Source organism: Acinetobacter sp. CAU_H_S170_2, assembly GCF_058890445.1.
This window is the reverse complement of record NZ_JBZYAE010000003.1, coordinates 36,360-59,799: the sequence shown is the minus strand read 5'-3', so window position 1 is coordinate 59,799 and position 23,440 is coordinate 36,360. Positions and strand designations below refer to the sequence as shown.

Here is a 23,440-nt window from a genome sequence, read left to right as displayed (position 1 = left end):
GTGGGTTTGGGGTTATGTCAGTAAAAAAAACGACATCATTTAAAATGGATGCACTGTCATATTCGGCGTTGGCTTCTGCTTTGTTGTGTGTACAGCAAAGCTATGCCGCAATGCCGATGGCTGGTGAAACCATTCAAAACATTGCTTATGCATCATATGCCATCAGTGATGAAAATGGTGGACAACTCCTGCTAAAAACCCAATCCAACCCCGTGAATGTCACTGTAAGTGAGTTTTATGGCTTACAGTTACATGCGGATACGTTAAAGCAGGTCGAAGCTGGGTCAAAGGTGATTTGGTTAAACTCACTGGCGAACCTGAGTAATACAGATGCTTGGATTGATTTTACAACGCTTCCGAATGCTGATTTATCCAATATCAAAGTGTATTTAGATGCCAATGATGATGGTATTTTTGATGTTTCAGAAATCCTCATCACCAATGGTCTACTGTTACAGCCTAATCAAAATGTCCACTTATGGATTGTGGCGGATACGTCGACACAAACAGCTGATCAGGCATTTGTTGATTTGCCATTAACGGCACATATGCGTGAACAACCTGAGGTTCAGGATGTCGCGAAGAATCCTGCACAGGTCATTCAGCCTAAATTAAAAATAGAAAAATCGGTTGATCAAACCGTTTTACAAAGTAATCAGCAAGCTCAGACCATTCAGTACACTTTAAATGTATCGAATGCTGCGCTTTTACCTGTATTACCAACACAAGTAAAAGTTGATGGTCAAACTGAATCTTTGGTGATTGTTGAAGATCCTCTTCCAGCCAATACGGTTTTTGAAAGCGTAGAGGTCCTTGAAAAAAACCAAAATGCTCAACTTTTATATCGTTTAGCAGAAGGTGAATATACGCGTGGTTTACCTGCCGATAAAACTAAGGTGGGTTATGCAGTTGTCGGGTTTACCGATAGTTTTAAGTCACAACAAAAAAGTACGATACGTTTAACAGTTAAAACCAACCCTAACTTAAGCTATACCACACTTTTAAATGAAGCTTATGTTTTACATGGTTTGTCGAATATTACCCATAAGAAAACACTTTCAAATCAAGTGAAAACCCAAATTTTGGGACAGTCCATCATTGAAAGTACCACTTCGGATTTTTCGCACAGCCTTTACACGGGCAAAGTGAATGAGCCGCTTTATATTAAAACCAATGCCGCGATTTGTAATGCCAACCGTTTCATAAGTGATCAAGTTCGCGTGCAAATTAGCTCACGATTAACGGGTGATGTGGTTTATATCAATGCCGTTGAAAGTGGTGAAAATACAGGTATTTTTCAGTTTGATTTGGCAACGGAAGAAAGTACAAATAAAAACTTAGCTGATCAAATTTTACAAACCGTAAAACGTGATCAAGCGCAGATCCGTTTAACGGACTGCCTAGATGCAAATGGAGCATCAACGTTAAAGCTGGATAATGTTGAAACTCAGGTTTCAATAGATCCTTATGGTATTGTTTTTGATGCAAAAACAGGAAAGCCTGTTGCAGGTGCAACAGTTACGCTGGTCAATGAATTTGGTCGGCCTGTTGCAGAGAGTGAAGCGTTTGAAATTGATCGTAATACTGGTGAATTAAAACCATTTCCAACGCAACAAGTAACCTCTGCATCGGGTGAATTTGTTTCACCATTGGTAAAGGGCGGCAGTTATAAACTTTTAGTCGATACGTCGACTATTTCAGGACAACAATATACTTTTGCCAGCGACCAAGTTGTTTATCCGATTGATTCCTTTAATGGCAAGGATGTCCACGCAGAATGGTCGTACGGGGGGACTTTCACCCTGACAGAAAATAGTCCTGCACTCAGTATCGATATTCCAATTGATCCCTTACTTTCAACATCGGGGTTGATGGTTCAAAAGACTGCGCGAGACTCTTCGGTTGAATTGGGCGATTTTACTAACTATAGCATTACGGTGACGAATCAAGGCGACGTCGTTGCTGCGGACGTACAGTTGCAAGATACTTTGCCTCGTGGGTTTAGCTATGTCGCTAATACAATGCGTGTTAATGGTCAACCTGTGGCTGATCCTAAAGGTGGAAAAGGACCGTACCTGAGGTTAGGTTTGGGTGACTTAGCAGTGAATAAGAGCACGAAAATTGAGTACCGTGTTCAAATTGGGCCGAATGCTTTAAATGGTGACGGCATCAATCGCGCGAAAGCGGTGGATGCTGATGGTCTAAGTTCAAATGAAGCGCAAGCAAAAGTCAAAGTCAAGACGGGTGTTTTTAGCTCTGATGCATTTGTAGTGGGGAAGGTCTATACCGACTGTAACCGCAATGGTATGCAAGATCAGGGTGAGATGGGGGTGCCGGGTATTCGCCTCTTTATGGAAGATGGCAGTTATATCATTACAGATCGAGAAGGCAAGTACGATTTTTATGGTGTATCACCGAAGACACACGTTTTAAAGTTAGACCGTACGACCTTACCTGCTGGTGCTGAAGTTATTATCCAGTCTAATCGAAACGCGGGAGATCCATCGAGCCGTTTTGTTGATGTAAAACGTGGCGAATTACATCGTGCGGATTTTGCGATTGCCAATGATGCAGAGCAATGTTCTGCACCACTACTTGATGCAGTCAAACAGCGTCAAGAAAAGGTGAATCAAGGTAATTTCAACCTTGAAAAGGCCATTAATAAACAGTTATCAATAGATGCCCCAACTTTTATTGAAAAAAGTACACGTTCAGATCAGACAACGGGCTGTTTGGCTACAGAGGGGGAACAAGACTGCTTACTCGGTAAAAATGGATCTGTGACTAAGCTTAAATCCCAAGACTTGAGTTTAGAACCAATTCAACCGATGGGAGTGGTGAGTTTAGAAGAATATTTACGCCGTGCGGATAGCAATGCTTTGCGTATTTTAAACTTGAACGAAGGGCAATTGCTGAAGTTCAATCAAACCACCATTCAGTTACAAGGCACTGCGGGTGCAACACAACGTTTGTCCGTGAATGGGAAAATCATTGATGACAAGCATATTGGTAAGCGTGCAACATTGGCGGAGCAGCAAAAGCAAGGCTTAGAATATGTTGGTGTACCCTTAGAAATAGGCCCAAATACCCTTTTAGTTGAACAGCTGGATTTGATGGGAAATGTCCGTGAAACTCAAACTTTACAGGTGGTTGTACCAGGGCAAGCGCATCATTTAGAGTTACAACAACCAGTTGCGTCAGCTGTTGCGAATGGTCAAGATGTCTTGAGTATTGCGGTAAAGATCAAAGATGAACAGGGTGTTTCCGTTCTGACTAGAACTCCGATCACTGTTGCAAGTGATATTGGTGTGATTGATTTAGCGGATGCCAACCCAAATGAAGCAGGGCTGCAAACGTTTATTGAAAATGGTGAGTTGATTATCCCAATACTTGCGCCCAATATGCCAGGACGTGGCACTTTAATGGTCAATAGCGGTTTAATTCAACAAGAAATTGATATTCAATTTACGGCAGACTTACGTCCACTGATTGTAGTAGGCCTAATTGAAGGCAGCATCAATTTTAATCATTTTGACCGTGAAAAATTGCATAGTGTGACGAGCAATGACGGCTTTGAAGATGAACTGAAAGAAATTGCAGATTTGGGAGATGACACCACTGTTAATGGGCGTGCCGCTGTTTACTTAAAAGGTAAAGTCAAAGGGGATTATTTACTGACGCTTGCTTATGATTCAGACAAGAGTTCAAAGCAGCGTTTATTTCGTGATATTCAGCCAGATGAATACTATCCAGTTTATGGTGATGCTGCAGCCAAAGGCTTTGATGCTCAGTCGACCAGTAAGTTGTATGTTCGTTTAGACAAAGGCCGCTCTTATGCTATGTATGGTGACTATGTCACGCGTACTGAACGAGATGAAGGTCTTTCTTTAGGCCAATATAACCGTTCATTGACAGGTGTTAAATTAGGGCATGAAGGGGACAAATTCCAAGTGTCCGCTTTTGGTGCTCAAACCAAATCACGCCAAGTGGTGACAGAAAACCGTGCTATGGGGATTACAGGGCCCTATAGTTTAGGTACGATTTCAAATGATCTGATTTTAGAAAATAGTGAGAAAGTTGAAGTCTTGACGCGAGACCGTAACAATCCGGGTCTGATTATCAATCGACAAGTGTTAACGCGTTTTGTGGATTATGAAATTGATACCTATAGTAATAGTATCTATTTAAAAGAAGCAGTGGCGAGTGTCGATAGTGACTTAAATCCGAACTATATCCGTATTACAGTTGAAGCTGATGAAATTGGTGAAGAATACGAAGTTGCTGGCTTAAGCTTCAGTTATGTATTTCCAAGCCATTTAAAAATAGGCGGCTCTTTTGTGCGGAGTAATGATCCGCTGCAAAAGGAACAGATTTCAAGTGTGAATGCGGTGTTGAAGGTCGGGGAATATGGCAAGCTGATTGCTGAGGTGGCGCAATCAGAAAATACCAGTTCTGCTGATGATCAAGTGACACAAATAGGACAAACCGATTCTTCGGCTGAACAGCAGGGCAATGCAGCACGAATTGAATTTGAATATTCAAAGGGAACCAATAATTTACGTGCCTATCATCAGCAAGCTGACCGTGGTTTTCAAAATGATGCGGCAACTATCAGTGCTGGTCGCATGGAAAGTGGAATTAAGGCGACATCACAGGTTGCGCACATCGGTTTAGCACGGCTTGAGGCGATTCGCACGGAAGATCAGGTGAATCAAGGCGTGCGCACAGGATTATCTGCGAGTTTAGAGCGCAACTTCTTTAAATTGCTTGCTGTGGAATTGGGTGTTCGTCTTTATGATGAAAGCCAAGCCGGTGCAACACTTGCCACTGATCATACTGATGCCTATAACGGCACTACTGGTCGTATTAAATTTACGGGACAATTGCCTTGGAAAGGGGCAAGTGTATTTACCGAGTATGAGCAGGACTTATCTGATGCTGACAAGAAAGTCTTGACGTTGGGTGGCCGCGTCCAAGTTGCGGCAAATACAGAACTTTATGCGCATCATGAATTGATTTCTTCGATAGATGGTCTTTACTCGATGAATAGTACTGAAGAAACCAATAGTACTGTGGTGGGTATCAGCAGTAACTATATGAAAGATGGTTCAGTCTTTAGTGAATATCGTGTTGCTGATGGCATGAGTAATCGTGAGGCTGAAGCTGCGATTGGTTTAAAAAACCGTTGGGAAGTACAACCAAAAGTTTATTTGAGTGGTAGCTTTGAGAAAATTAAGACCTTATCTGCCGATACGGAGAATAATAGCGATTCTACTGCTGCCAGTATTGGAATTGAATATTTAGCCAATGAAAACTGGAAAGCGACAACACGTTTAGAAGGGCGTCGTTCGGATGACTCTGATACCCTGATCAATACGATTGGTTATGCACGTAAGCTCTCGAATGATGTGACTTTTTTGACTAAAAATACCCTGAACTTTATTGATAACAAAGGTGTAGATCAGGGCGATCATTTACGTAACCGTTTCCAATTGGGTTTGGCATGGCGTGATTTTGATCAAAATAAATTAGATGTTTTATCAAAAGTTGAATACTTCTATGAAAATAACGAAACAGATTTAGAAGCAGCCTTTCAACGAGAAGCATATGTCACATCAACCCATGTCAATTATCATCCTGAGCGCCAGCTCACATGGTCTGGGCAGTATGCGGCAAAATGGTCAGTGTTTGATGAAGATCGTGTTAAAAGTGATGCATTAACCCAGTTACTCAGTGGTCGTATGATTTATGACCTCAATGAACGCTGGGATATGAGTCTGCAAACAGGCGCATTATGGGCAAACCAAGGTGCTGGTACTCGTTATTTAGCTGGTGTTGAGGTTGGGTATTTATTGGCAACGAATCTTTGGGTATCTGCTGGCTATAATTTTATGGGCTATCAAGACGCCGAGCTCGCCAATACTAGCTCAACAGGTGAAGGTGCATATTTACGCTTTAGATTTAAGTTTGATGAAGACCTGTTTGGCCGCCGTAATGGCATGATGAACCCTGCTTTAGAACCTCAAGGAGGGCGATAAGATGCCAAAGACCTTGAAGGGTATCATCGTTGGTTTGTTCATGTTCAATGGCCTATCGAGTGCTATGGCAGAACAATCAATCAACTCAGTCCCACAAGTTCAGCAATTGGCTCAGCAGGTCGAGGCTGAGTTGCATGGGACAGATCCATTACTTCGCTATCATGCCTATAAAGCCAAAGTGTGGCTAAGCTATGCGAAGAGTGAAACTTCAGCACAAGGACTAAGCCGTGCAGGGCAGGAAGCACAACAGCAGGCTCAACATTTAGTGGATGGATTCAATCAGCCTACTCAATTATCCCTCACCACCCCTGTTTTAAGTATGGCACAGGTCATGCGTCGTGATCTTTGGGTTCAGTTAGAGTACTTAAAGGGGCAGGGTGCGATCCATGTTGCGCCAGAGCGTTTGGCGCAAGCCGAGGTTACTCTTGTGTGGGCAGCAGTCAAATACTGTGAACTGGGTTGGCGTCATGCTCGTGAGCACTTTCAAGCAGCAGAGCGTACGATTTTTCAAGTCCAACAGCAGTTACCTCAAAAGGGAATGATACCCTCTGATGCGTTTGACCTACCTACGTTGATGCAACTGAATGGACACGGCTGTCAGGGCGTAAATGCACAATATTGGCCACTTTTAAATACCGCTCAAATTCAAGTTCAGAGTAGCCGCAGCAGTGAAGGAAATCAAAAATGACAAAGCATTATTTCACTCGTGTTTTGCTTGCTTCACTATGTGTTACTTCTACTTTGCGAACCGTATCTGCAGCTGATGTTGCGGCTTCATCTGGGGAAGTTTCAATTCAACGAAGCTTTGTAAACCTTAACTTTAGTCAGCCTGATATCAGAGGGTATTCTTCATCAGGAGCAAAACTGGCTGGAAATACAAACACTTCACAAACAAATGTATTCTTAACTGAGGCCGAAGTTCCTGGTTGGAGAACGACACACCCTATAAGAGCTGCGGGGACATGGAATCAAGCTGGTCGATTAATTGAAATATGGAGAGCGGCAGGTGCAGCAGCACTCCCTAATACTTCTAATGACCAATATGCTGAATTAAATGCTGATGCAATCTCTGCTCTCTACCAAAATGTTTGTTTATTTGGTGGAGAACAATTTACTTGGTCATTTAAACACGCTGGTCGAAATTTAAACACTGCAGAGTCGTTGAAATTTCATATTGGTACAATTACTGGGAGTTCAATTAGTAGCCTTCAGACGATTGTTTCCGATACTGTTACCCGAACTAGCTCGCAAACAACAATGAGTACACGCTGGAAGAGTGTCAGTGTCGGGAATACAGCAGAAACAGTACGAGGGGGAATTCCTACGACAGGTGGTGTGTATTCTTTTATTTTTGAGGCAACGAATGGTTCAACTGAAGGTAATTTCTTAGATGAGATTAAAATTGGTTTAAAACCTGCAGTTGAGTTCAGTGCAAGTTCTAATAAATATTATGAAGGAAATGATAATACTTCAGGAAAAACACAAGCTGTGCCTTTTAATATTGTCGGGCAAATCTTAAGCCAAGATGATATGCCTACACTGAACTTTAAAGTTGACTATCCTCCTAACTATAGTGGTGTTAAAGCGGTTTATGGCGTTAATTATAAATTATACAAACAGGATGGGACGGCTTTAGTTGAGCTTGGCAGTACAGATGGCTTAAGTAAATCTAACCAAAACACCTCCATTACTTTTAACTATACGCCTGTTTACAATAGTGCTTTGGACTATACCAAAGGCGTACAAGTCAACGGTTTGGTGATTGGTATTTTAGGCAATACCACCGTCAATGCCGATATCACAGTTCCTTTTTCTTTTGCTCTGGATCCTACGAGTAAAGCCATAGCAACCTCTTTGAGCTCTTGTGGCAATAGTCAGGCAGATGTCAAATTTGACTTAAACATTCAAGAAGATGACGTTGACCTTTCGGTGGTGAAAGCGCTGACTAGCGATTCGCTGACTATTAAAGATCGTTTGGTTTCTTATACGTTAGATGTTGAAAATAAAACTACTGTTCAAGCCGATAGTGTGTTTTTACGTGATAGTTTTAAAAATTTACAACGTATAACAACCACTGGCAGTAATCAGACCACTCTGATGTGTGAAGACATCACAGATGGAAACAGTAAAGCATGTCCAACGCAGTGGACGGATGCCAATGCACTTACAGCACTCTTCTCCAATACTGCGGGTACGGGCCTAAGCCTTGGTGATATTCCTGCTAAGGCTAAGTATCGATTCACCATTAAGAACCTACTGGTGACAGATACGGACACATCAACCAATGGGCAGACGGTAAATACAGCCACCATTGAAACCACAGCGATGTCTGATTTTGAGCCAAGCAATAATATCTCGACAGTTCAAAAGCCGATTATCGGCAAGAGTGATTTGTCCAATAACAAAGCGAATGCACCTACGACAGAAACAGGCGTAGGTATCTTTAATATTGCGCAAGGTGGACGAACAGGTGCTGCTTTACTCACCAAGTCAGCAGACAACACGGCGAAAGTTTATTTTCCTTTAAATATTCAAAATGACAGTGCTTTTGCACAAGACTATAAGTTATATGCATCTAGAACATCCGTTGAGCCGACATTAAATAACACCGATTATTCAACTTTAGTACAAAGTGGTATTAACCCTTTTACCTCAGGGCTTAGAGTTGAGTTTTATCCATTGACCACTGAGCAATGTAAAGCTGGAATGACAGGGCAGAGTATTAGCCAACTTAATATTTCAGCCAAAACTACAGCTCAGGTTTGTGCTGTGGTAAGCGTATTACCCTCAGCAAGTAATAGCACCAACATTTGGTTTGCCATTGAATCGGTACAAACGGGTTTTGGTGATGTCATTTTAGATGCGGTCAGTTCACTGCAGGCGCAACAACGTCAATTAATTTTAGTGAATGATCAGCAAGCACAGATTCGGACCGGCGGAACTTTTGTCTTTGCACATCGCTTAACCAATCAGGGCCGTGTGACTGAAAGTGGCATTAAGCTCAGTGTTAATCTGCTAAAACCGAATGATGGATTTTTATACACTTTATTTATTGACCAAAATGGTGATGGTCTTTTAGATGGGGGTGATGTGATGGTGAAAGATTCGGATCGTTATCAGTTACAAGCGGGTGAACAAAAAGCAATTTTGGTCAAAGTGGAAGCACCGACCAGTGCTGTGAATGGTATGACGAGTCAAGTCGAGTTGATTGCGACACCAGACAATACCAATCAAAGTTTGAGTTTAAGCCCAATCTCAAACAAAGATTTGGTCACGATTGGTATTAATCAAATAACTTTACATAAAACACAGTTCAAACAGACGGGATGTACGGATATGTCTGCTTTACAAGTGGTGAATGCAGCGTATCAAATCGGAAGCACGCAAATTGGTCGTAATGATTGTATTGTTTACCGCATTATGGTGAAAAACATGGGGGAGTATCCTTTAACCAATGTTGAAGTTAGCGATATGTACCCGGCGTATACTACCCCGTGGAATTCGAATAATATCCTCCCTATGAAAGAGTCTGGGGAAAAAGTTACCCCTCAAGGTAAAAGTGTCTCAACTATTTTCACCGAGCTATTACCGAACCAGCAAAAGAGTCTGTATTTTGGAATTCGTTTACAGCCATAGGGTCTTGTAATCCAACCTCAATTTTAAATAAAAAATCGAGTAAAATTCACTCGGTTTTTTATGGATGTTTAATTTTCGGTTTTTGTAACAGGTGTCATCAAGATTTATTTGCTAATCTCCATCCATGAAAAAAGGAGCCTTTCAGCTCCTTTTATTTTTAAATCTTTTCAATGCGACAATAATAAAAACCATCGCCACGCCCTACTTGTGGGAGTAGTTGGCGACCATGAATCTGCTCAACACCCCAATCGGCATCAATTTTAATTTCTTTCGCATCCGTATGTTCAGCAAAGAAGTCGACCATTTGCTGTTCATTTTCAGCTTTCAAAATCGAGCAGGTGATGTATAGCAATGTGCCGCCGACTTTGAGTTGTTGCCACATATTTTCAAGAATTTGCTTTTGGAGTTGTACTGTTTTAGCAATATCGCCCGACTGACGCAGTAAACGAATATCGGGATGGCGACGGATTACTCCAATGGCAGAACAGGGTGCATCGAGAACGATACAATCCGCCAGTTCAGGCGATGTCCATTTCACTGCATCGGCAGTGATAATTTCCACAGGCTCTTCGCTTAGAGCCAAACGCTCTAAGTTTTCAGAGACACGTTTTAAGCGTTTTTCATCTTGGTCGAGTGCAATCAGTTTTTTTGGCTGATACATCTCTAAAATATGCGCTGTCTTGCCGCCAGGTGCTGCACAGGCATCAATTACGAATTTGCCATTTAAGTCTGGCAACAAGGTTGCACAGAGTTGCGCATGTTCATCTTGGACTGAAAAACCACCTACTTCAAAACCCGGTAGGCTTGGGATATGCAGACTGTCATCCAGCACAATGCCGACATTTGAAAGTTCACAGGCATGGGCTTCAATGCCTTCATCTTCTAAAATTTCAAGATATTCGTCACGGCTGACTTGTAAGGTGTTCACTCTTAAGGTTAAGGGTGCAACTTGTTTCAGCTCATAGCTGATTTTAGCCAGTTGCTCGCCCCAATCCTTTTTCAAACGTTTGGATAACCAACTTGGCAAATTTGAAGCTTGTTCTAGAACATCGTAGAACTGTTCCGTTTCACGTGTTGCACGGCGCAAAATAGCATTCACCACACCGCTTAAGCTTTCCATACCCAATTGTTTGGCTGCTTCTACCGTTTCAGAAATCGCGGCATGCGCTGCAACGCGGGTACACAGCAATTGGTATAAACCCACATATAAACAGGTTTCAACGACTTGGTTTTCCAGTGGCTTAGTCAACAAGGGTAAAGTCACTTGTTTAAGCGCATGCCATTGGCGTAAACAGCCAAGAACTAACTCATGGTACAAGGCACGGTCTTTGTCAGACACAATCGCCATGTGTTGCTGAAGTACCGATGCCAGTGATTGACCATTTTGGACAGCCAATAACGTTTTAACAACCTGAGCACGTAAGTTTAGGGTCTTACCTGAGGCGTGAGGAGATTGTTTCATTATAAAATTTGTCCAATATTCAGTTTTTGGGTTTGTAAAATTTGTACGGCATTTAGGGGTTTACCACCTGGCCATTGCAGAGAGCTTAAACACACCGCGTGTTCATCGCCACAAGCGACATGAACACCGTGTTTATCAATAGCTAAAATGGTGCCTGCAGCTTGAGCTTGGGCATTTTCTTGAGACAACATCGAACCCCAAACGCGCAGATTATTGCTTTCATCCAGTGCGATAAATGCGACAGGCCATGGGTTAAATGCGCGAATATTACGATCGATTTGCACCGCTGTTGAAGTCCAATCAATTTGCGCTTCAGCCTTAGAGAGTTTGTGTGCATAGACTGTCAAAGCTTCATCTTGCACTTCGCGGTTGTCTAAATAGTGCTGCAATGTGCTTTCAGAGGCTAAAACTTTGACCGTCGCTTCAGCCCCTTGGAGTGCCAGTTTGTCATGCAAGCTTGCAGAGGTATCTGTAGCTTCAATTGGGCAGTAGGTTTTATACATCATATCGCCAGTATCCAAACCCGCAGCCATTTTCATAATGGTGACCCCAGTTTCGGTATCTCCAGTAGAAATTGCGCGTTGAATAGGCGCTGCACCCCGCCAGCGTGGTAACAGTGAACCGTGAATGTTCAAACAGCCATATTTAGGCGTATCCAAAACCACTTGCGGCAAGATCAGGCCATAAGCAGCCACCACCATCACATCTGCATTTAAGGCTTTGAGTTCAGCTTGAGCAGCCAGACCTTCTTCAGTTGAGGACTTAAAATGCAGCGGTTGATACACAGGAATATCATGTGCTAAAGCCAACTGCTTCACGGCCGAAGCGGTAAGTTTCTGCCCACGACCTGCTTTACGGTCAGGTTGCGTATAGACGGCTACAATTTCATGTTCTGTTTTTAGGAGAGCGTCTAATGACACAGCCGCGAATTCGGGCGTGCCTGCAAAGATGATTTTCAAGAAATACTCGGAAAAAAGGAGAAGATTAAAACAATTATAGCAAAACTCGAGCAGCTACAGATTTATCCTGCATAAAAAGCCGATAGAGCAGTTCTAACTGAATGATGTGCGAGAGTTTTATTCAAAAAATAGCGCAAGGATCCTTGATAGCATATCGCTCAAAATTTGTAATTCATATAAATAAAACTCATGCAAAATTTAAAAATTATTCATAGAAGTTTTGTATTGCAAGGCGATTGAACGGGTTATAGTAGTTTCCATATGCAATTGAATGTCAGCTCATCGGTTAAAATGTAGCGCGCAAATATACTGCCGTCCGTATTTTAGGTCGAGATACCTAAAAACAAGATTTACGCAGAATGTGAATATGTTATGTTTAAATTTTTGACAGTTTGACACTCTCAGAACTCAGATTTTAGCCAGAGTGAATGTGGACATTCATCTCAAGCACAACTATGTTGGAAAAGTACAATGCCTGACTATCGTTCAAAAACATCAACACACGGAAGAAACATGGCGGGTGCGCGTGGCTTATGGCGCGCAACGGGGATGAAAGACGAAGACTTTGGTAAGCCGATTATTGCGGTAGTCAACTCATTCACTCAATTTGTACCGGGTCACGTTCATTTAAAAGACTTAGGTCAACTTGTGGCACGTCAAATTGAGAAAGCAGGTGGCGTAGCTAAAGAATTTAATACCATTGCGGTCGATGATGGGATCGCGATGGGACACGATGGCATGCTGTATTCATTGCCTTCACGTGATCTCATCGCTGACTCAGTGGAATACATGGTCAATGCGCACTGTGCTGATGCGATGGTCTGTATTTCGAACTGTGACAAAATTACCCCAGGCATGTTGATGGCGTCTATGCGTCTGAACATTCCTGTAGTGTTCGTCTCTGGTGGGCCGATGGAAGCGGGTAAAGTGAAAATCCGTGGCAATGAACACGCGATTGACCTTGTTGATGCCATGATTGTCGCAGCAGATGATAGTTTCACTGATGAAGAGGTGGCTGAATACGAACGTTCAGCTTGTCCAACCTGTGGTTCATGTTCAGGCATGTTTACTGCAAATTCAATGAACTGTTTAACCGAAGCTTTGGGCCTATCGCTTCCAGGCAATGGTTCAACTTTAGCAACCCATGCCAATCGTAAAAAATTATTCGAAAAAGCGGGTCAATTGATCGTTGAAATTACCAAACGCCATTACGAACAAAACGATTACAGCTTGTTGCCGCGTTCAATTGCCACCAAAGCAGCCTTTGAAAATGCTATGACGCTGGATATTTCAATGGGTGGTTCAACCAATACCGTTCTACACTTGTTGGCAGCTGCACACGAAGCTGAAGTTGACTTTACCATGACCGACATTGACCGTTTGTCACGTAAAGTGCCTGTGCTGTGTAAAGTTGCCCCTGCAAAACAAGACGTGCACATGGAAGATGTACACCGTGCAGGTGGCATCATGTCGATCTTGGGTGAATTGGATCGTGCAGGGTTGTTGGATACGTCTGTGCCAACTGTGCATGAAAAAACCTTAAAAGATGCTTTGGACAAGTGGGACATCATCCGTACTGAAGACGAAGACGTGTATCAATTCTTCCGTTCAGCACCGGGCGGTGTACCGACGCAAACTGCATTTTCACAAGACCGTTACTACTCACGATTAGATGGTGATCGTAACAATGGCGTCATTCGTAATGCTGAACATGCTTTCTCTCAAGATGGTGGTTTGGCTGTGCTGTACGGCAACATTGCGCTTGAAGGCTGTATTGTAAAAACTGCGGGTGTAGATGATTCCATCTTGAAATTCAACGGCACGGCACGTGTGTTTGAAAGCCAAGATGCTGCGGTAGAAGCGATTCTAGGTGGCAAAATCACTGCGGGTGATGTGGTGGTGATTCGTTACGAAGGTCCGCGTGGTGGTCCGGGTATGCAAGAAATGTTGTATCCAACCAGTTATTTAAAATCGAAAGGTTTGGGTAAAGACTGTGCTTTACTCACCGATGGTCGTTTCTCGGGCGGTTCATCAGGTCTGTCCATTGGTCACGTGTCTCCTGAAGCGGCTGAAGGCGGTGCAATTGGTTTGGTGGAAGATGGCGACCGTATCGAAATCGATATTCCAAACCGTAGTATTCACTTGGCCGTGGATGAAGCAACCATGGCTGCGCGCCGTGAAGTGCAAGAAGCCAAAGGCTGGCAACCTGCTGAACAGCGTCCACGTAAAGTCTCTAAAGCTTTAAAAGCCTATGCGATGCATACCACCAGTGCATCTAAAGGTGCGGTACGTGAAATTTAAGCTGTAGTCTTTGACTGATTAAAAAAGCACTCCATTTGGGGTGCTTTTTATTTAAAAGTTATTGGTTCAGCACAATGGAGTCTTAAATAGGTTTCTCAAATTGCAGTTGATAACCTTCGGTTCGACCTACTTTTGTTTCGGCAAAAGTAGGCAAAACCATTGGTCGTCCGCAAAACCTGTTTATTTTCTGCATCTAAAAGAATGCTTTGAAAAAACCACCCATTGAATCGGCTACGCAGGTTGCGGACGGCGTTTCCGTGTATCAGACAACCTGATGGATTCAAGATCAATATGTTAAGACCGTGAAGAGCTTGATGGGGATTGACTCAAAAGTCTCATTGTACTTTTATGTCTAGCCTGCTTTCTATACAATAAAAACAGAAAAAATTGCCAAGACTGTAGAGCAATACGCCGCCATCGCTAAGGACAAATACAATGAGTAAAGACAATATCCGCGAACATTCAGCTCCTGTTTATGAAGGCATTGAAAATGCGCCCGCACGTTCCATGATGCGTGCCACAGGCTTTAAAGATTCAGACTTTACTCGTCCCTTTGTCGGTATTGCTTCGACGTGGGCCAATGTCACGCCGTGTAATATGCATATTAATGAACTGGCATGTGAGGCCGAAAAAGGGGTCAATCAAGCTGGCGGCAAAGGCATTATTTTTAATACCATCACCATTTCAGATGGCATTTCTAACGGCACCGAAGGTATGAAGTATTCTTTGTTGAGCCGTGAAATTATTGCGGATTCGATAGAAGCGGTGGTGGGATGCCAAGCCTATGATGGGGTGATCGCGATTGGTGGCTGTGACAAAAACATGCCGGGTTGCATCATGGGCTTGGCCCGTTTAAACCGTCCGGGGTTGTTTGTCTATGGCGGAACCATTAAGCCGGGCGCAGGGCATACTGACATGATTTCAGTCTTTGAAGCTGTGGGTCAGCACGCCAAAGGTGAAATCAGTGCCATTCAGGTCAAACAGATTGAAGAAGTGGCGCTGCCGGGTCCGGGTTCATGTGGTGGCATGTACACTGCAAACTCGATGGCTTCTGCGATTGAAGCCTTGGGCATGAGTTTGCCGGGCTCCTCTGCACAAGAGGCGGTTTCGGATGACAAGCGGATCGACTGTCAAAAAGCAGGTGAAGCGGTGATGAATTTGCTGCGTTTAGACCTGAAGCCACGCGACATTATGACCAAAGCCGCATTTGAAAACTCAATTAAAGTGCTGATTGCCTTGGGTGGTTCAACCAATGGCGTGCTGCACTTACTGGCAATGGCACATACTGCTGGGGTTGAACTGAGTTTGGATGATTTTGTCCGTATTGGGCAAGATATTCCCGTGGTGGCCGATGTACGTCCATCTGGCAAATATTTGATGTCTGAGCTGATCGCGATTGGGGGCATTCAACCGTTGATGAAACGCATGCTGGATGCTGGCATGCTGGATGGTTCATGTTTAACCGTAACAGGAAAGACCTTGGCGGAAAATTTGGCTGAGGTTGAAGACTATCCAGAGGGTCAACAGATTATTTTACCGTTCGACGCGCCAATTAAAAAAGACTCTCACTTGGTGGTACTTAAAGGTAACCTGTCTCCAACAGGTGCTGTGGCTAAAATTACCGGTAAAGAAGGCCTGTACTTTGAGGGGCCAGCACGTGTCTTTGAAGGTGAAATTGGCGCGATGCGTGGCATCTTAGATGGCGAAGTTCAAGCGGGTGAAGTGGTGGTGATTCGTGGTGAAGGGCCTAAAGGTGGACCAGGCATGCCAGAAATGCTGAAACCGACTTCAGCGATTATTGGTAAAGGACTCGGTAAATCTGTGGCGCTGATCACCGATGGTCGTTTCTCTGGCGGTAGTCATGGTTTCGTCATTGGACATGTCACCCCAGAAGCCTATGAAGGTGGGCCAATTGGTTTAGTGCAAAATGGCGATAAAATCTCGATTAATGCAGAAACCCGCGAAATGACGTGGCATGTTTCGGCAGAAGAGATCGCAGCGCGTCAAGCCGCGTGGGTGAAACCGCAACCGAATTATCGTTATGGGGCTTTGGCCAAGTTTGCAAAACTGACCACTGGTGCGGAAAAAGGCGCGGTAACTGATCTAAATTTAGATGTCTAATTGATCATTTTGCTGTGAATTGATATAAACCCTTGTAGTACTTTCAAGGGTTTAATTTAGAGGCTTTGCTCATGTCACTGTTGCGTCGATGGTTCGATCCGATTCGATCGCGTTGGTTTTACCAAAAACCGATTCGTCAAACGGTCGTATCTACTGAACAAGGCTTGAGTATTCATTTACGCCTCGACGATGTATATAGCTATTTAGCGGTTCAGCAGTTACCACAAATTGAAGAAATTTTAGCGGACGAACTGAAACCATTGAAGGTGGTCATTTCCAGTCAGGCTGCTGAACCGCCGAATCAAATGTCGGCTTTGGAGTGGCAAACTTATTGTTTAAATGATGCCAAAATTCTGTCGCGTCAGCACCGTTTTAGCTTTCATGAAACGCCAGAACAACCCAGTCCAGAGGCATTGAGCCAAGCAGAAACCATCTTGCGGCATACGCCGCTGCGTGGGCAGGACTTTTTGTATTTGCTGGAAGATGTGTTTCACATGCTGTGGCAAAAACAAGAGGGTAAGCTGCGCACCTTATATGCGATGGCCAGCCGTCATCATCAAGAGCAACACTTTCCAGAACGTATTTTTAATGATGATGCGGTACTGGCCAGTTACTTCCAGCTCGGTGACCGTCAGTATCATGCCGTCGATGATCTGCTGCGTTTAACGCGCCGTTTAAAACAACAAAAATTATTTACCGATAACCCCATTTTCTTGATCAATCATATTGATTGGCGTGAGCATTTGATTAGTGATGCTGAAGAGTTAAATGAAATTCAGGCGCTCGATCCAGAGTTAGACCTATACGTTGCGTTGGAAGATCCAATTTCATGGTTGTTATTGGCCTATATTAAAGAAGAACTGGCCGATTATTATAATATTCAGCTCAATGTCTACCCGCTCAGTTATCACGGTCGAGACGGGTTTGATTGGAGTTTGGCAACACGTTTATCCAAACGGACAGAAATCAAATTCACACCGTTTTGCCGTCCGACGCAAGCAGCCACTTTGGCGATGGCACAGTTATTTTATAGCGTACCTGAAGAGCAGCGCGTTGATGCCATGTATCGGATTTTGAAAGCCGTTTGGACCCAAGGCAAAGATTTATCCTTTAAATCGCATTTTGATCAACTGATGCAAGAATTGGAAATTGCAGCATGGATCACCGAAGATGTGGAAGCCAAGCTTCAAGAAAATGACATGCTCTGTGAAATGAAATCCCAGCCTGATTTCCCCGTGATTGAACTGCGCGTGGATGGGCAGAGCTATGTCTTTAATAGTTTGTATCGCGTCTGGATGATTGAAAGTATTTTCAGTAATGTGCTAGAAGATCAATATAAAGCTGACCCTGTGGATGAAAGCGAAGGCTGAGTCATTTAAGTGCTTATTAATAATGTTAATGAGGTTTAACAATTAAATTCATTGTTAAATTTTATTAATAAATAGGCTTCCAAATGAAAATGATTATAATTGGCATTCTTTCTGTCTGTTGATCGATGTTATGCGTTTTCATATTTCTTCTTTGAGCTTATCCATTCTGGCCGTGATGACTACAGCAGCGTTTGCTCAGGGCGAGACACAGGAAACAGCATCATCCCAAGTTTTACCGACTTTGCAATTTGAAGCCCAAGATGCAGATGACAAAGCGGCATATGCAGCAAAAACTGCATCAGCTGTTTTGCGTTCAGATGCACCGCTGTTTGAAACAGCACAATCGATCAGCGTGATTACTGAAAAACAACTCGAACAAAAACAAGCAAAAACACTGTCTGAAGCCTTGCAGGGTGTAGCGGGGGTCACCGCAGGACAGTATGGTCGCCGTGGTTGGGATGACTTTATTATTCGTGGTCAGGTTTCCAGCGCACAGACCTATGTCGATGGCTTGCGTATTCAAACTTCTGATAATGCCCTACGTTCAGAGGACATCAGTGGTTTACAGTCAATTGAGGTTGTCAAAGGGCCGACATCGACTGGTTTTGGCTTTGCCTTACCGGGCGGCTTAGTTAACTTAACCACCAAACGTCCTCAAGCTGAAACTTTTTCTCGGGGCAGTGTGAGCTATGGCAGCAATGCCTTTGTGGATGGCACATTTGATATCAACTATGCGCCAAATGATAGCGAAAAAGGGGCGTTTCGTGTGGTGGGTCATGCCTCTGACCAAGATGATCCAACCGATTATGTTTATTATAAAAATTATTATATTGCACCGTCTTATAATTTTGACTTAGGTGAAAAAGACGAACTGTCTGTGATTGCCAGCTATCAGCATCGGGATTTTATTCGCCAGCAGGGGATTCCCTATAGCAATGGCGCTTATAAAAACTATTCACAGACCTTATTTTTTGGCGCGCCGAATCTAAGCAATACGGTCGATGTTTTGCGCTTAGGGTCGAACTATGCGCATTATTTTGATAATGGCTGGACCTTTAAACAAAACTTTGCGGTCACCACAACCGATGCAGATAACAATCCGGTATTGGCGGGGAGTAATAACACTTTACCGACCATCAAACGGACGGTGGAAAGACAGATTAAAGACGATGTGAATTTTGCGCTGGATCATAATCTGTCGCGTCATTTTGATTGGGGCAAAACCCAATATGATTTGATGGTTGGTTTGGACATGATGCATGAGCGCAGTGACTATGAGCGCCGTAGTAACAGCTTGTCATCCTTTAATGCCAATAATCCGATCTATACCCCTATCGCAAAGGCGACCACGACCAAATCGCATCAAATTACAGATACCCAATATATGGGCGTATATCTGCGTAATAATTTTAAAATTGATGATCATTGGATCTTGGGCTTATCGGGTCGCCATGACTGGACACAGGTCGAAGTCGATGACCTTTTCAATGATACGACGCTGAAAAACTCGGACAATGCTTTCACGGGTAATGCATCTTTGATGTATCAAATTAATGATAAGTTTGCGCCCTATGTGAGTTATGCAACCTCATTCTTTCCTGTGAGCGACACTGGCGCTGGCGGAACACTATTGGACCCTGAAGAGGGAGAGCAGTTTGAGGTTGGGGTTAAGTTCCAAGGGCTGAATCAACGGCTGCAAGGCTATGTGGCTTATTATGATTTAACCCGTCAGAACGTGATTGAGTCGGATTCTACCCTCGGTTATTCTGTGCAAATCGGTGAACAAAAAACCAAAGGTTTTGAGACTGAGTTATCCGCTACGTTGACGGATCAATGGAATCTGACCGCAACCTATAGTTATATTCCTACCGCGGAAACGACAGAAAGTACGACCAGCAGTGATATCGGCAAACGGATTAACCATGTGCCTAAAAATGCAGCCTCTTTATCAACCCAATACTTCTTTGATGATGAGCAACTGGGCTGGAATATTGGTGCCAGTGCGAATTATCAAGGCGAGCGTACAGCACAACGTGGGACTTCTTATGTGCCGCTATCGAGCTATATGCTGTACGACGTCAGTGCAGGTTATGAGGCGAAAAATTGGGGCGCAAAGTTCAGTGTAAAAAACCTGTTTGATAAAGAGTATCTAGTCGGAACCACGCCAAATGCGCAATTGGTCAATTGGGGCGATCCACGTACTTTCCGTTTCAGCTTAAATTTTAAATACTAAGCAGAATCACACCGCATCACATTTAGATTCAATAACAGTTGAGTCCAGACCATTCTTTCCAGTAAGCCTCAATCTTTGGTTGAGGCTTACTTCTAAAAACCGTGATATGAGCCCAGATTTAAATTTTATAGCATGGCGCTAAGTGTTTAGAGAGAAGCGTCATGCTTGCTTTTGTTATTTTTGTTTTTGCTGTCGCAGGCATGATTAAGGGCACCATTGGTCTGGGTTTGCCCGCCGTGTCGATGGGACTTTTATCTTTGGTGATTAGCCCATTTCAAGCGGCAACTTTGCTGATTATCCCTTCCATGGTCACGAACTTCTGGCAATTGTTCGCAGAAGGACGCGTACTGCGACTGGTACAGCGCTTTTGGCCGTTGCTGGTGGGCATGATCATTGGTTCAGTTTGGAGTGTTTTTCCTACACTTGGACATGGCGAATTTCAAAGTGAAGCGCTGTTGGGCGGGATGCTGGCCATTTATGGTCTATATGGTTTGTTTGCCAAAAACATGCCCAATTTAGCCCCGTATGAAAAATATTTATCACCAATCATGGGCTATTTGGGCGGTGCTTTGACGGTGGCGACAGGGGTGGTGGTGATTCCCGTGGTGCCATATTTGCAGTCCTTGCATTTGAAACGGGATGATTTGGTACAATCGCTCGGCCTTGCCTTTACCGTTTCAACCTTGTGTCTGGCCACGTATTTACATCTGAATCCTGTTGAAGACACTCCCATTGACTATCAACTGTCGTTGATCGCTCTGCTTCCTGCATTGCTCGGAATGTGGTTGGGCACTAAAATTCGCTATCGCATCCCTGAGCAAGCCTTTCGTAAGGTGTTTTTTGTGGGCCTAGTCTTATTTGGCAGTTATATGGTTTTACATCAACTGTGCTGGCTTTAATGCGCAATGAGCTGGTCATGTTGGCTCAAGAGGAATTGACTAAAGCGTTGATAATCTGCGGGGAGCTGATCAAAACACCGTGCTGCTAACAGCAACTTGCGGTTGGCCCATTTGCCTAATAGTTCAATTTGCTGAAAATCATACTGTGCTTTTAAACGCAGGGCTGCCCGTTTGGGAATAATTGCAATGCCGACGCCATTGGCAACGACTTGGGCGATCGCGGCAAAGTTCGGCACCCGTAGACGATAGTGGATGTCACAGCCTAAGCGTTTGGCTTGAGCTTCTATTGACTGTTGTAAGGAGTGATATTGCATGAGGCCCACAAACGGATGTTGCAATAATTCACCTAGCTCCAGTTGAGCCGCAGTGGCAAGTGGATGCTGGCTTGGGCAGATCAGTACCAACGGGTCTTCAGCAAACTCTTGAGTTTCAAGCTGCCCTGCATCAAAAAAACCAGAGATCAGCCCCAACTGCGCCGTACCTGTACTGAGGGCCTGAATGATGTCATTGGTTTCGGCTTCTTTTAATTCAATATGGAGCTTCGGATTTTCCATTAAATACTGCGGCAATAAATGCGGTAAGTACTCACTCTGCGCCGATGAGTTGCACCACAATATAATGTTGCTCGTTGCACTGTGGGCAAAGGGCAGCATGGCCTGTTGTAATTGCTGCTGTTGTTGCAGTAAGTGCTGCGCATGTTCCGCAAAGGTTTGTCCAGCAAGGGTCGCTTTTACCCCAGTTGCATGGCGGGTAAATAAACTGACTTCAAAATGGTGTTCTAATTTTTTAATTCGCTCACTGGCGGCCTGTAAAGAAATGGCGGAGCGTTCTGCACCCTTGGTAAGACTGCCTGTACTCAGGATATTGATAAACAATTGCAGATCAAAAAAATCAAGGCGCATGGCAGGGTCAAAGCGGAAAATGTTGCTTTATCTTAGTCCTTTTTGCATTTTGAGGCATCCTTTTAGCATAGTGGCATGTGTAAATCGGAGCCAGAATATCAGAGCAAAAAAAGCAGCCCGAAGGCTGCGATCAACAATGAACACTCAAAAAAATAAGGCAGATTAATCTTTTTGCCCTAAGCTGAAGAACCAGTTCAAGAACAATGCTGCAAACGTAGCAGTACCAATACCACCCAAGTTAAAGTTGCCAATTTGTAAGGCAAAATCACCTGTACCTAAAATGATGGTGACTGCAGCGACCATCAGGTTTTTGTTCTGTGAAAAATCGACTTTGTTTTCAATCCAGATTTTTGCACCTGCGATGGTAATCAAACCAAACACCACAATCGATGCACCGGTTAAAATCGCGGTCGGAATGGTATGGATGATGGCACCAAACTTTGGTGACAGGCCTAAGAAAATGGCAAACACACCTGCAATGGCAAAAATGATGGTCGAGTAAACTCGTGTGACTGCCATGACTCCAATGTTTTCACCATAGGTGGTCATGCCTGGAGCGCCTACACCACCTGCTAACGTCGTTGCGACACCATCGGCAACAAATGCTTTACCAATGTGTGGATCTAGGTTTTCACCAGTCATCGCACTCACGGCTTTAATGTGACCGAGGTTTTCTGCCACCAAAATTAACGCAATTGGTGCAATGATCATCATGGCATTGGCATTAAATTCAGGCGTATGAAAAGTCGGTAAACCAAACCAAGCGGCTTGGTGAATTGGTGTAAAATTAATCGCTGTGCCATAGCCCATAACATTGGTCACGATGAAATAGACCAAGTAAGACAGTAGCAAACCAATTAATAATAAGAGACGCTGCAATAAACCACGGGTAAAGACTGCAATCGAGCCCATACATAATACGGTAACCAGTGCCATCCACATATTAAAGGAATTGCCCGCAACGCCTTTGACCGTCACTGGGGCAAGGTTGAGACCAATAATCATCACCACAGCACCTGTCACCACAGGCGGCATCAGTTTTTCAATCCACTTGGTGCCCGTTGCCATGACCATAAAACCAAACAAGGTATAGAGCACGCCGCAGGCAATAATACCGCCGCCCGCCATGGCTAAATTTGGATTGAGTGCGCCTGTGCCCGATGCGGTATAGCCCGTTGCTGCAATCACGACCCCAATAAAGGCAAAACTTGAACCTAAATAGCTTGGAACACGTCCACCCGTCATAATAAAGAACAAAATGGTACAAATCCCGGACATTAAAATAGCAAGGTTGGGATCGAAGCCCATTAAGAAAGGTGCAAGAACCGTTGCTCCAAACATGGCAAAGGCATGCTGCACACCTAAAATTGCACTTTGTGAAGCAGGGAGGTATTCACTTGTGCCAACAGGACGTGCATCGATATTGCCTTCGTACGGGCGCCATTTGGGAAACCAATTGGACATTTTTTGAGCACTCTAAAGATAAATTGTGCACATCATACTCTTGTTTTTTAGAAGA

At 43.8% G+C, this 23,440-nt stretch carries 12 protein-coding genes; 8 read left to right on the top strand and 4 right to left on the bottom strand.

The genetic code is table 11. The annotated features are described in order from the left end of the window. The first annotated feature begins 14 nt into the window (after positions 1-14). From AC5EUN_RS17445 to AC5EUN_RS17435, 3 genes are read left to right on the top strand one after another with little or no spacing between them, the layout of a single operon-like run. Positions 15-6,038: an SdrD B-like domain-containing protein gene (locus AC5EUN_RS17445; RefSeq protein WP_493352521.1), complete on the top strand. Its 6,024-nt coding sequence runs from the start codon at positions 15-17 to the stop codon at positions 6,036-6,038. Between the two features lies 1 nt (position 6,039). Continuing rightward, the gene (locus AC5EUN_RS17440; protein WP_493352520.1) at positions 6,040-6,726 is read left to right on the top strand and encodes a hypothetical protein; all 687 of its coding nucleotides are present in this window, start codon (positions 6,040-6,042) and stop codon (positions 6,724-6,726) included. Continuing rightward, positions 6,723-9,674, top strand: a complete 2,952-nt coding sequence (locus AC5EUN_RS17435; RefSeq protein WP_493352519.1) for a hypothetical protein — start codon at positions 6,723-6,725, stop codon at positions 9,672-9,674. The genes AC5EUN_RS17440 and AC5EUN_RS17435 overlap by 4 nt, the downstream gene beginning before the upstream one ends. 157 nt (positions 9,675-9,831) lie before the next feature. On the opposite strand, the gene rsmB is transcribed toward AC5EUN_RS17435, so the two are convergent. Next, positions 9,832-11,136, bottom strand: a complete 1,305-nt coding sequence (gene rsmB / locus AC5EUN_RS17430; RefSeq protein WP_493352518.1) for a 16S rRNA (cytosine(967)-C(5))-methyltransferase RsmB — start codon at positions 11,134-11,136, stop codon at positions 9,832-9,834. Beyond that, positions 11,136-12,095 carry a methionyl-tRNA formyltransferase gene (gene fmt, locus AC5EUN_RS17425; protein ID WP_493352517.1) on the bottom strand — a complete coding sequence of 320 codons (960 nt, stop codon included), beginning with the start codon at positions 12,093-12,095 and terminating at the stop codon, positions 11,136-11,138. The genes rsmB and fmt overlap by 1 nt, the downstream gene beginning before the upstream one ends. 471 nt (positions 12,096-12,566) lie before the next feature. On the opposite strand from fmt, the gene ilvD (AC5EUN_RS17420) reads away from it, so the two are divergent. The 5 genes from ilvD (AC5EUN_RS17420) (at position 12,567) to AC5EUN_RS17400 (ending at position 21,019) form a co-directional block, all read left to right on the top strand. Further along, complete coding sequence (gene ilvD / locus AC5EUN_RS17420) at positions 12,567-14,396, top strand: dihydroxy-acid dehydratase (RefSeq protein WP_493352516.1); 1,830 nt, start codon at positions 12,567-12,569, stop codon at positions 14,394-14,396. Between the two features lie 435 nt (positions 14,397-14,831). Next, positions 14,832-16,517, top strand: a complete 1,686-nt coding sequence (ilvD, locus tag AC5EUN_RS17415) for a dihydroxy-acid dehydratase (RefSeq protein WP_493352515.1) — start codon at positions 14,832-14,834, stop codon at positions 16,515-16,517. Positions 16,518-16,588: 71 nt separating this feature from the next. Next, positions 16,589-17,887: a hypothetical protein gene (locus AC5EUN_RS17410; protein WP_493352514.1), complete on the top strand. Its 1,299-nt coding sequence runs from the start codon at positions 16,589-16,591 to the stop codon at positions 17,885-17,887. A gap of 130 nt (positions 17,888-18,017) precedes the next feature. Then, positions 18,018-20,120 carry a TonB-dependent siderophore receptor gene (locus AC5EUN_RS17405; protein WP_493352513.1) on the top strand — a complete coding sequence of 701 codons (2,103 nt, stop codon included), beginning with the start codon at positions 18,018-18,020 and terminating at the stop codon, positions 20,118-20,120. 161 nt (positions 20,121-20,281) lie between these two features. Continuing rightward, positions 20,282-21,019 (top strand): sulfite exporter TauE/SafE family protein, encoded by a 738-nt coding sequence (locus tag AC5EUN_RS17400; protein WP_493352512.1) that lies wholly within the window; start codon positions 20,282-20,284, stop codon positions 21,017-21,019. Here the strand turns inward: AC5EUN_RS17400 and AC5EUN_RS17395 are convergent. Both AC5EUN_RS17395 and AC5EUN_RS17390 read right to left on the bottom strand, forming a co-directional pair. Further along, entirely contained in the window at positions 21,016-21,921 is a 906-nt protein-coding gene (locus AC5EUN_RS17395) for a LysR family transcriptional regulator (RefSeq protein WP_493352511.1), read from the bottom strand. The two genes, AC5EUN_RS17400 and AC5EUN_RS17395, sit on opposite strands and share 4 nt — an antisense overlap. A 162-nt stretch (positions 21,922-22,083) precedes the next feature. Continuing rightward, entirely contained in the window at positions 22,084-23,385 is a 1,302-nt protein-coding gene (locus AC5EUN_RS17390) for a solute carrier family 23 protein (RefSeq protein ID WP_493352510.1), read from the bottom strand. Positions 23,386-23,440: the final 55 nt, after the last annotated feature.

Bases quoted from the DNA above. Each gene is read 5' to 3' on its own strand.
- AC5EUN_RS17445 (WP_493352521.1), top strand. From the start codon at position 15: ATGTCAGTAAAAAAAACGACATCATTTAAAATGGATGCACTGTCATAT.
- AC5EUN_RS17440 (WP_493352520.1), top strand. From the start codon at position 6,040: ATGCCAAAGACCTTGAAGGGTATCATCGTTGGTTTGTTCATGTTCAAT.
- AC5EUN_RS17435 (WP_493352519.1), top strand. From the start codon at position 6,723: ATGACAAAGCATTATTTCACTCGTGTTTTGCTTGCTTCACTATGTGTT.
- rsmB (WP_493352518.1), bottom strand. From the start codon at position 11,136: ATGAAACAATCTCCTCACGCCTCAGGTAAGACCCTAAACTTACGTGCT.
- ilvD (WP_493352516.1), top strand. From the start codon at position 12,567: ATGCCTGACTATCGTTCAAAAACATCAACACACGGAAGAAACATGGCG.
- ilvD (WP_493352515.1), top strand. From the start codon at position 14,832: ATGAGTAAAGACAATATCCGCGAACATTCAGCTCCTGTTTATGAAGGC.
- AC5EUN_RS17410 (WP_493352514.1), top strand. From the start codon at position 16,589: ATGTCACTGTTGCGTCGATGGTTCGATCCGATTCGATCGCGTTGGTTT.
- AC5EUN_RS17405 (WP_493352513.1), top strand. From the start codon at position 18,018: ATGCGTTTTCATATTTCTTCTTTGAGCTTATCCATTCTGGCCGTGATG.
- AC5EUN_RS17400 (WP_493352512.1), top strand. From the start codon at position 20,282: ATGCTTGCTTTTGTTATTTTTGTTTTTGCTGTCGCAGGCATGATTAAG.
- AC5EUN_RS17395 (WP_493352511.1), bottom strand. From the start codon at position 21,921: ATGCGCCTTGATTTTTTTGATCTGCAATTGTTTATCAATATCCTGAGT.
- AC5EUN_RS17390 (WP_493352510.1), bottom strand. From the start codon at position 23,385: ATGTCCAATTGGTTTCCCAAATGGCGCCCGTACGAAGGCAATATCGAT.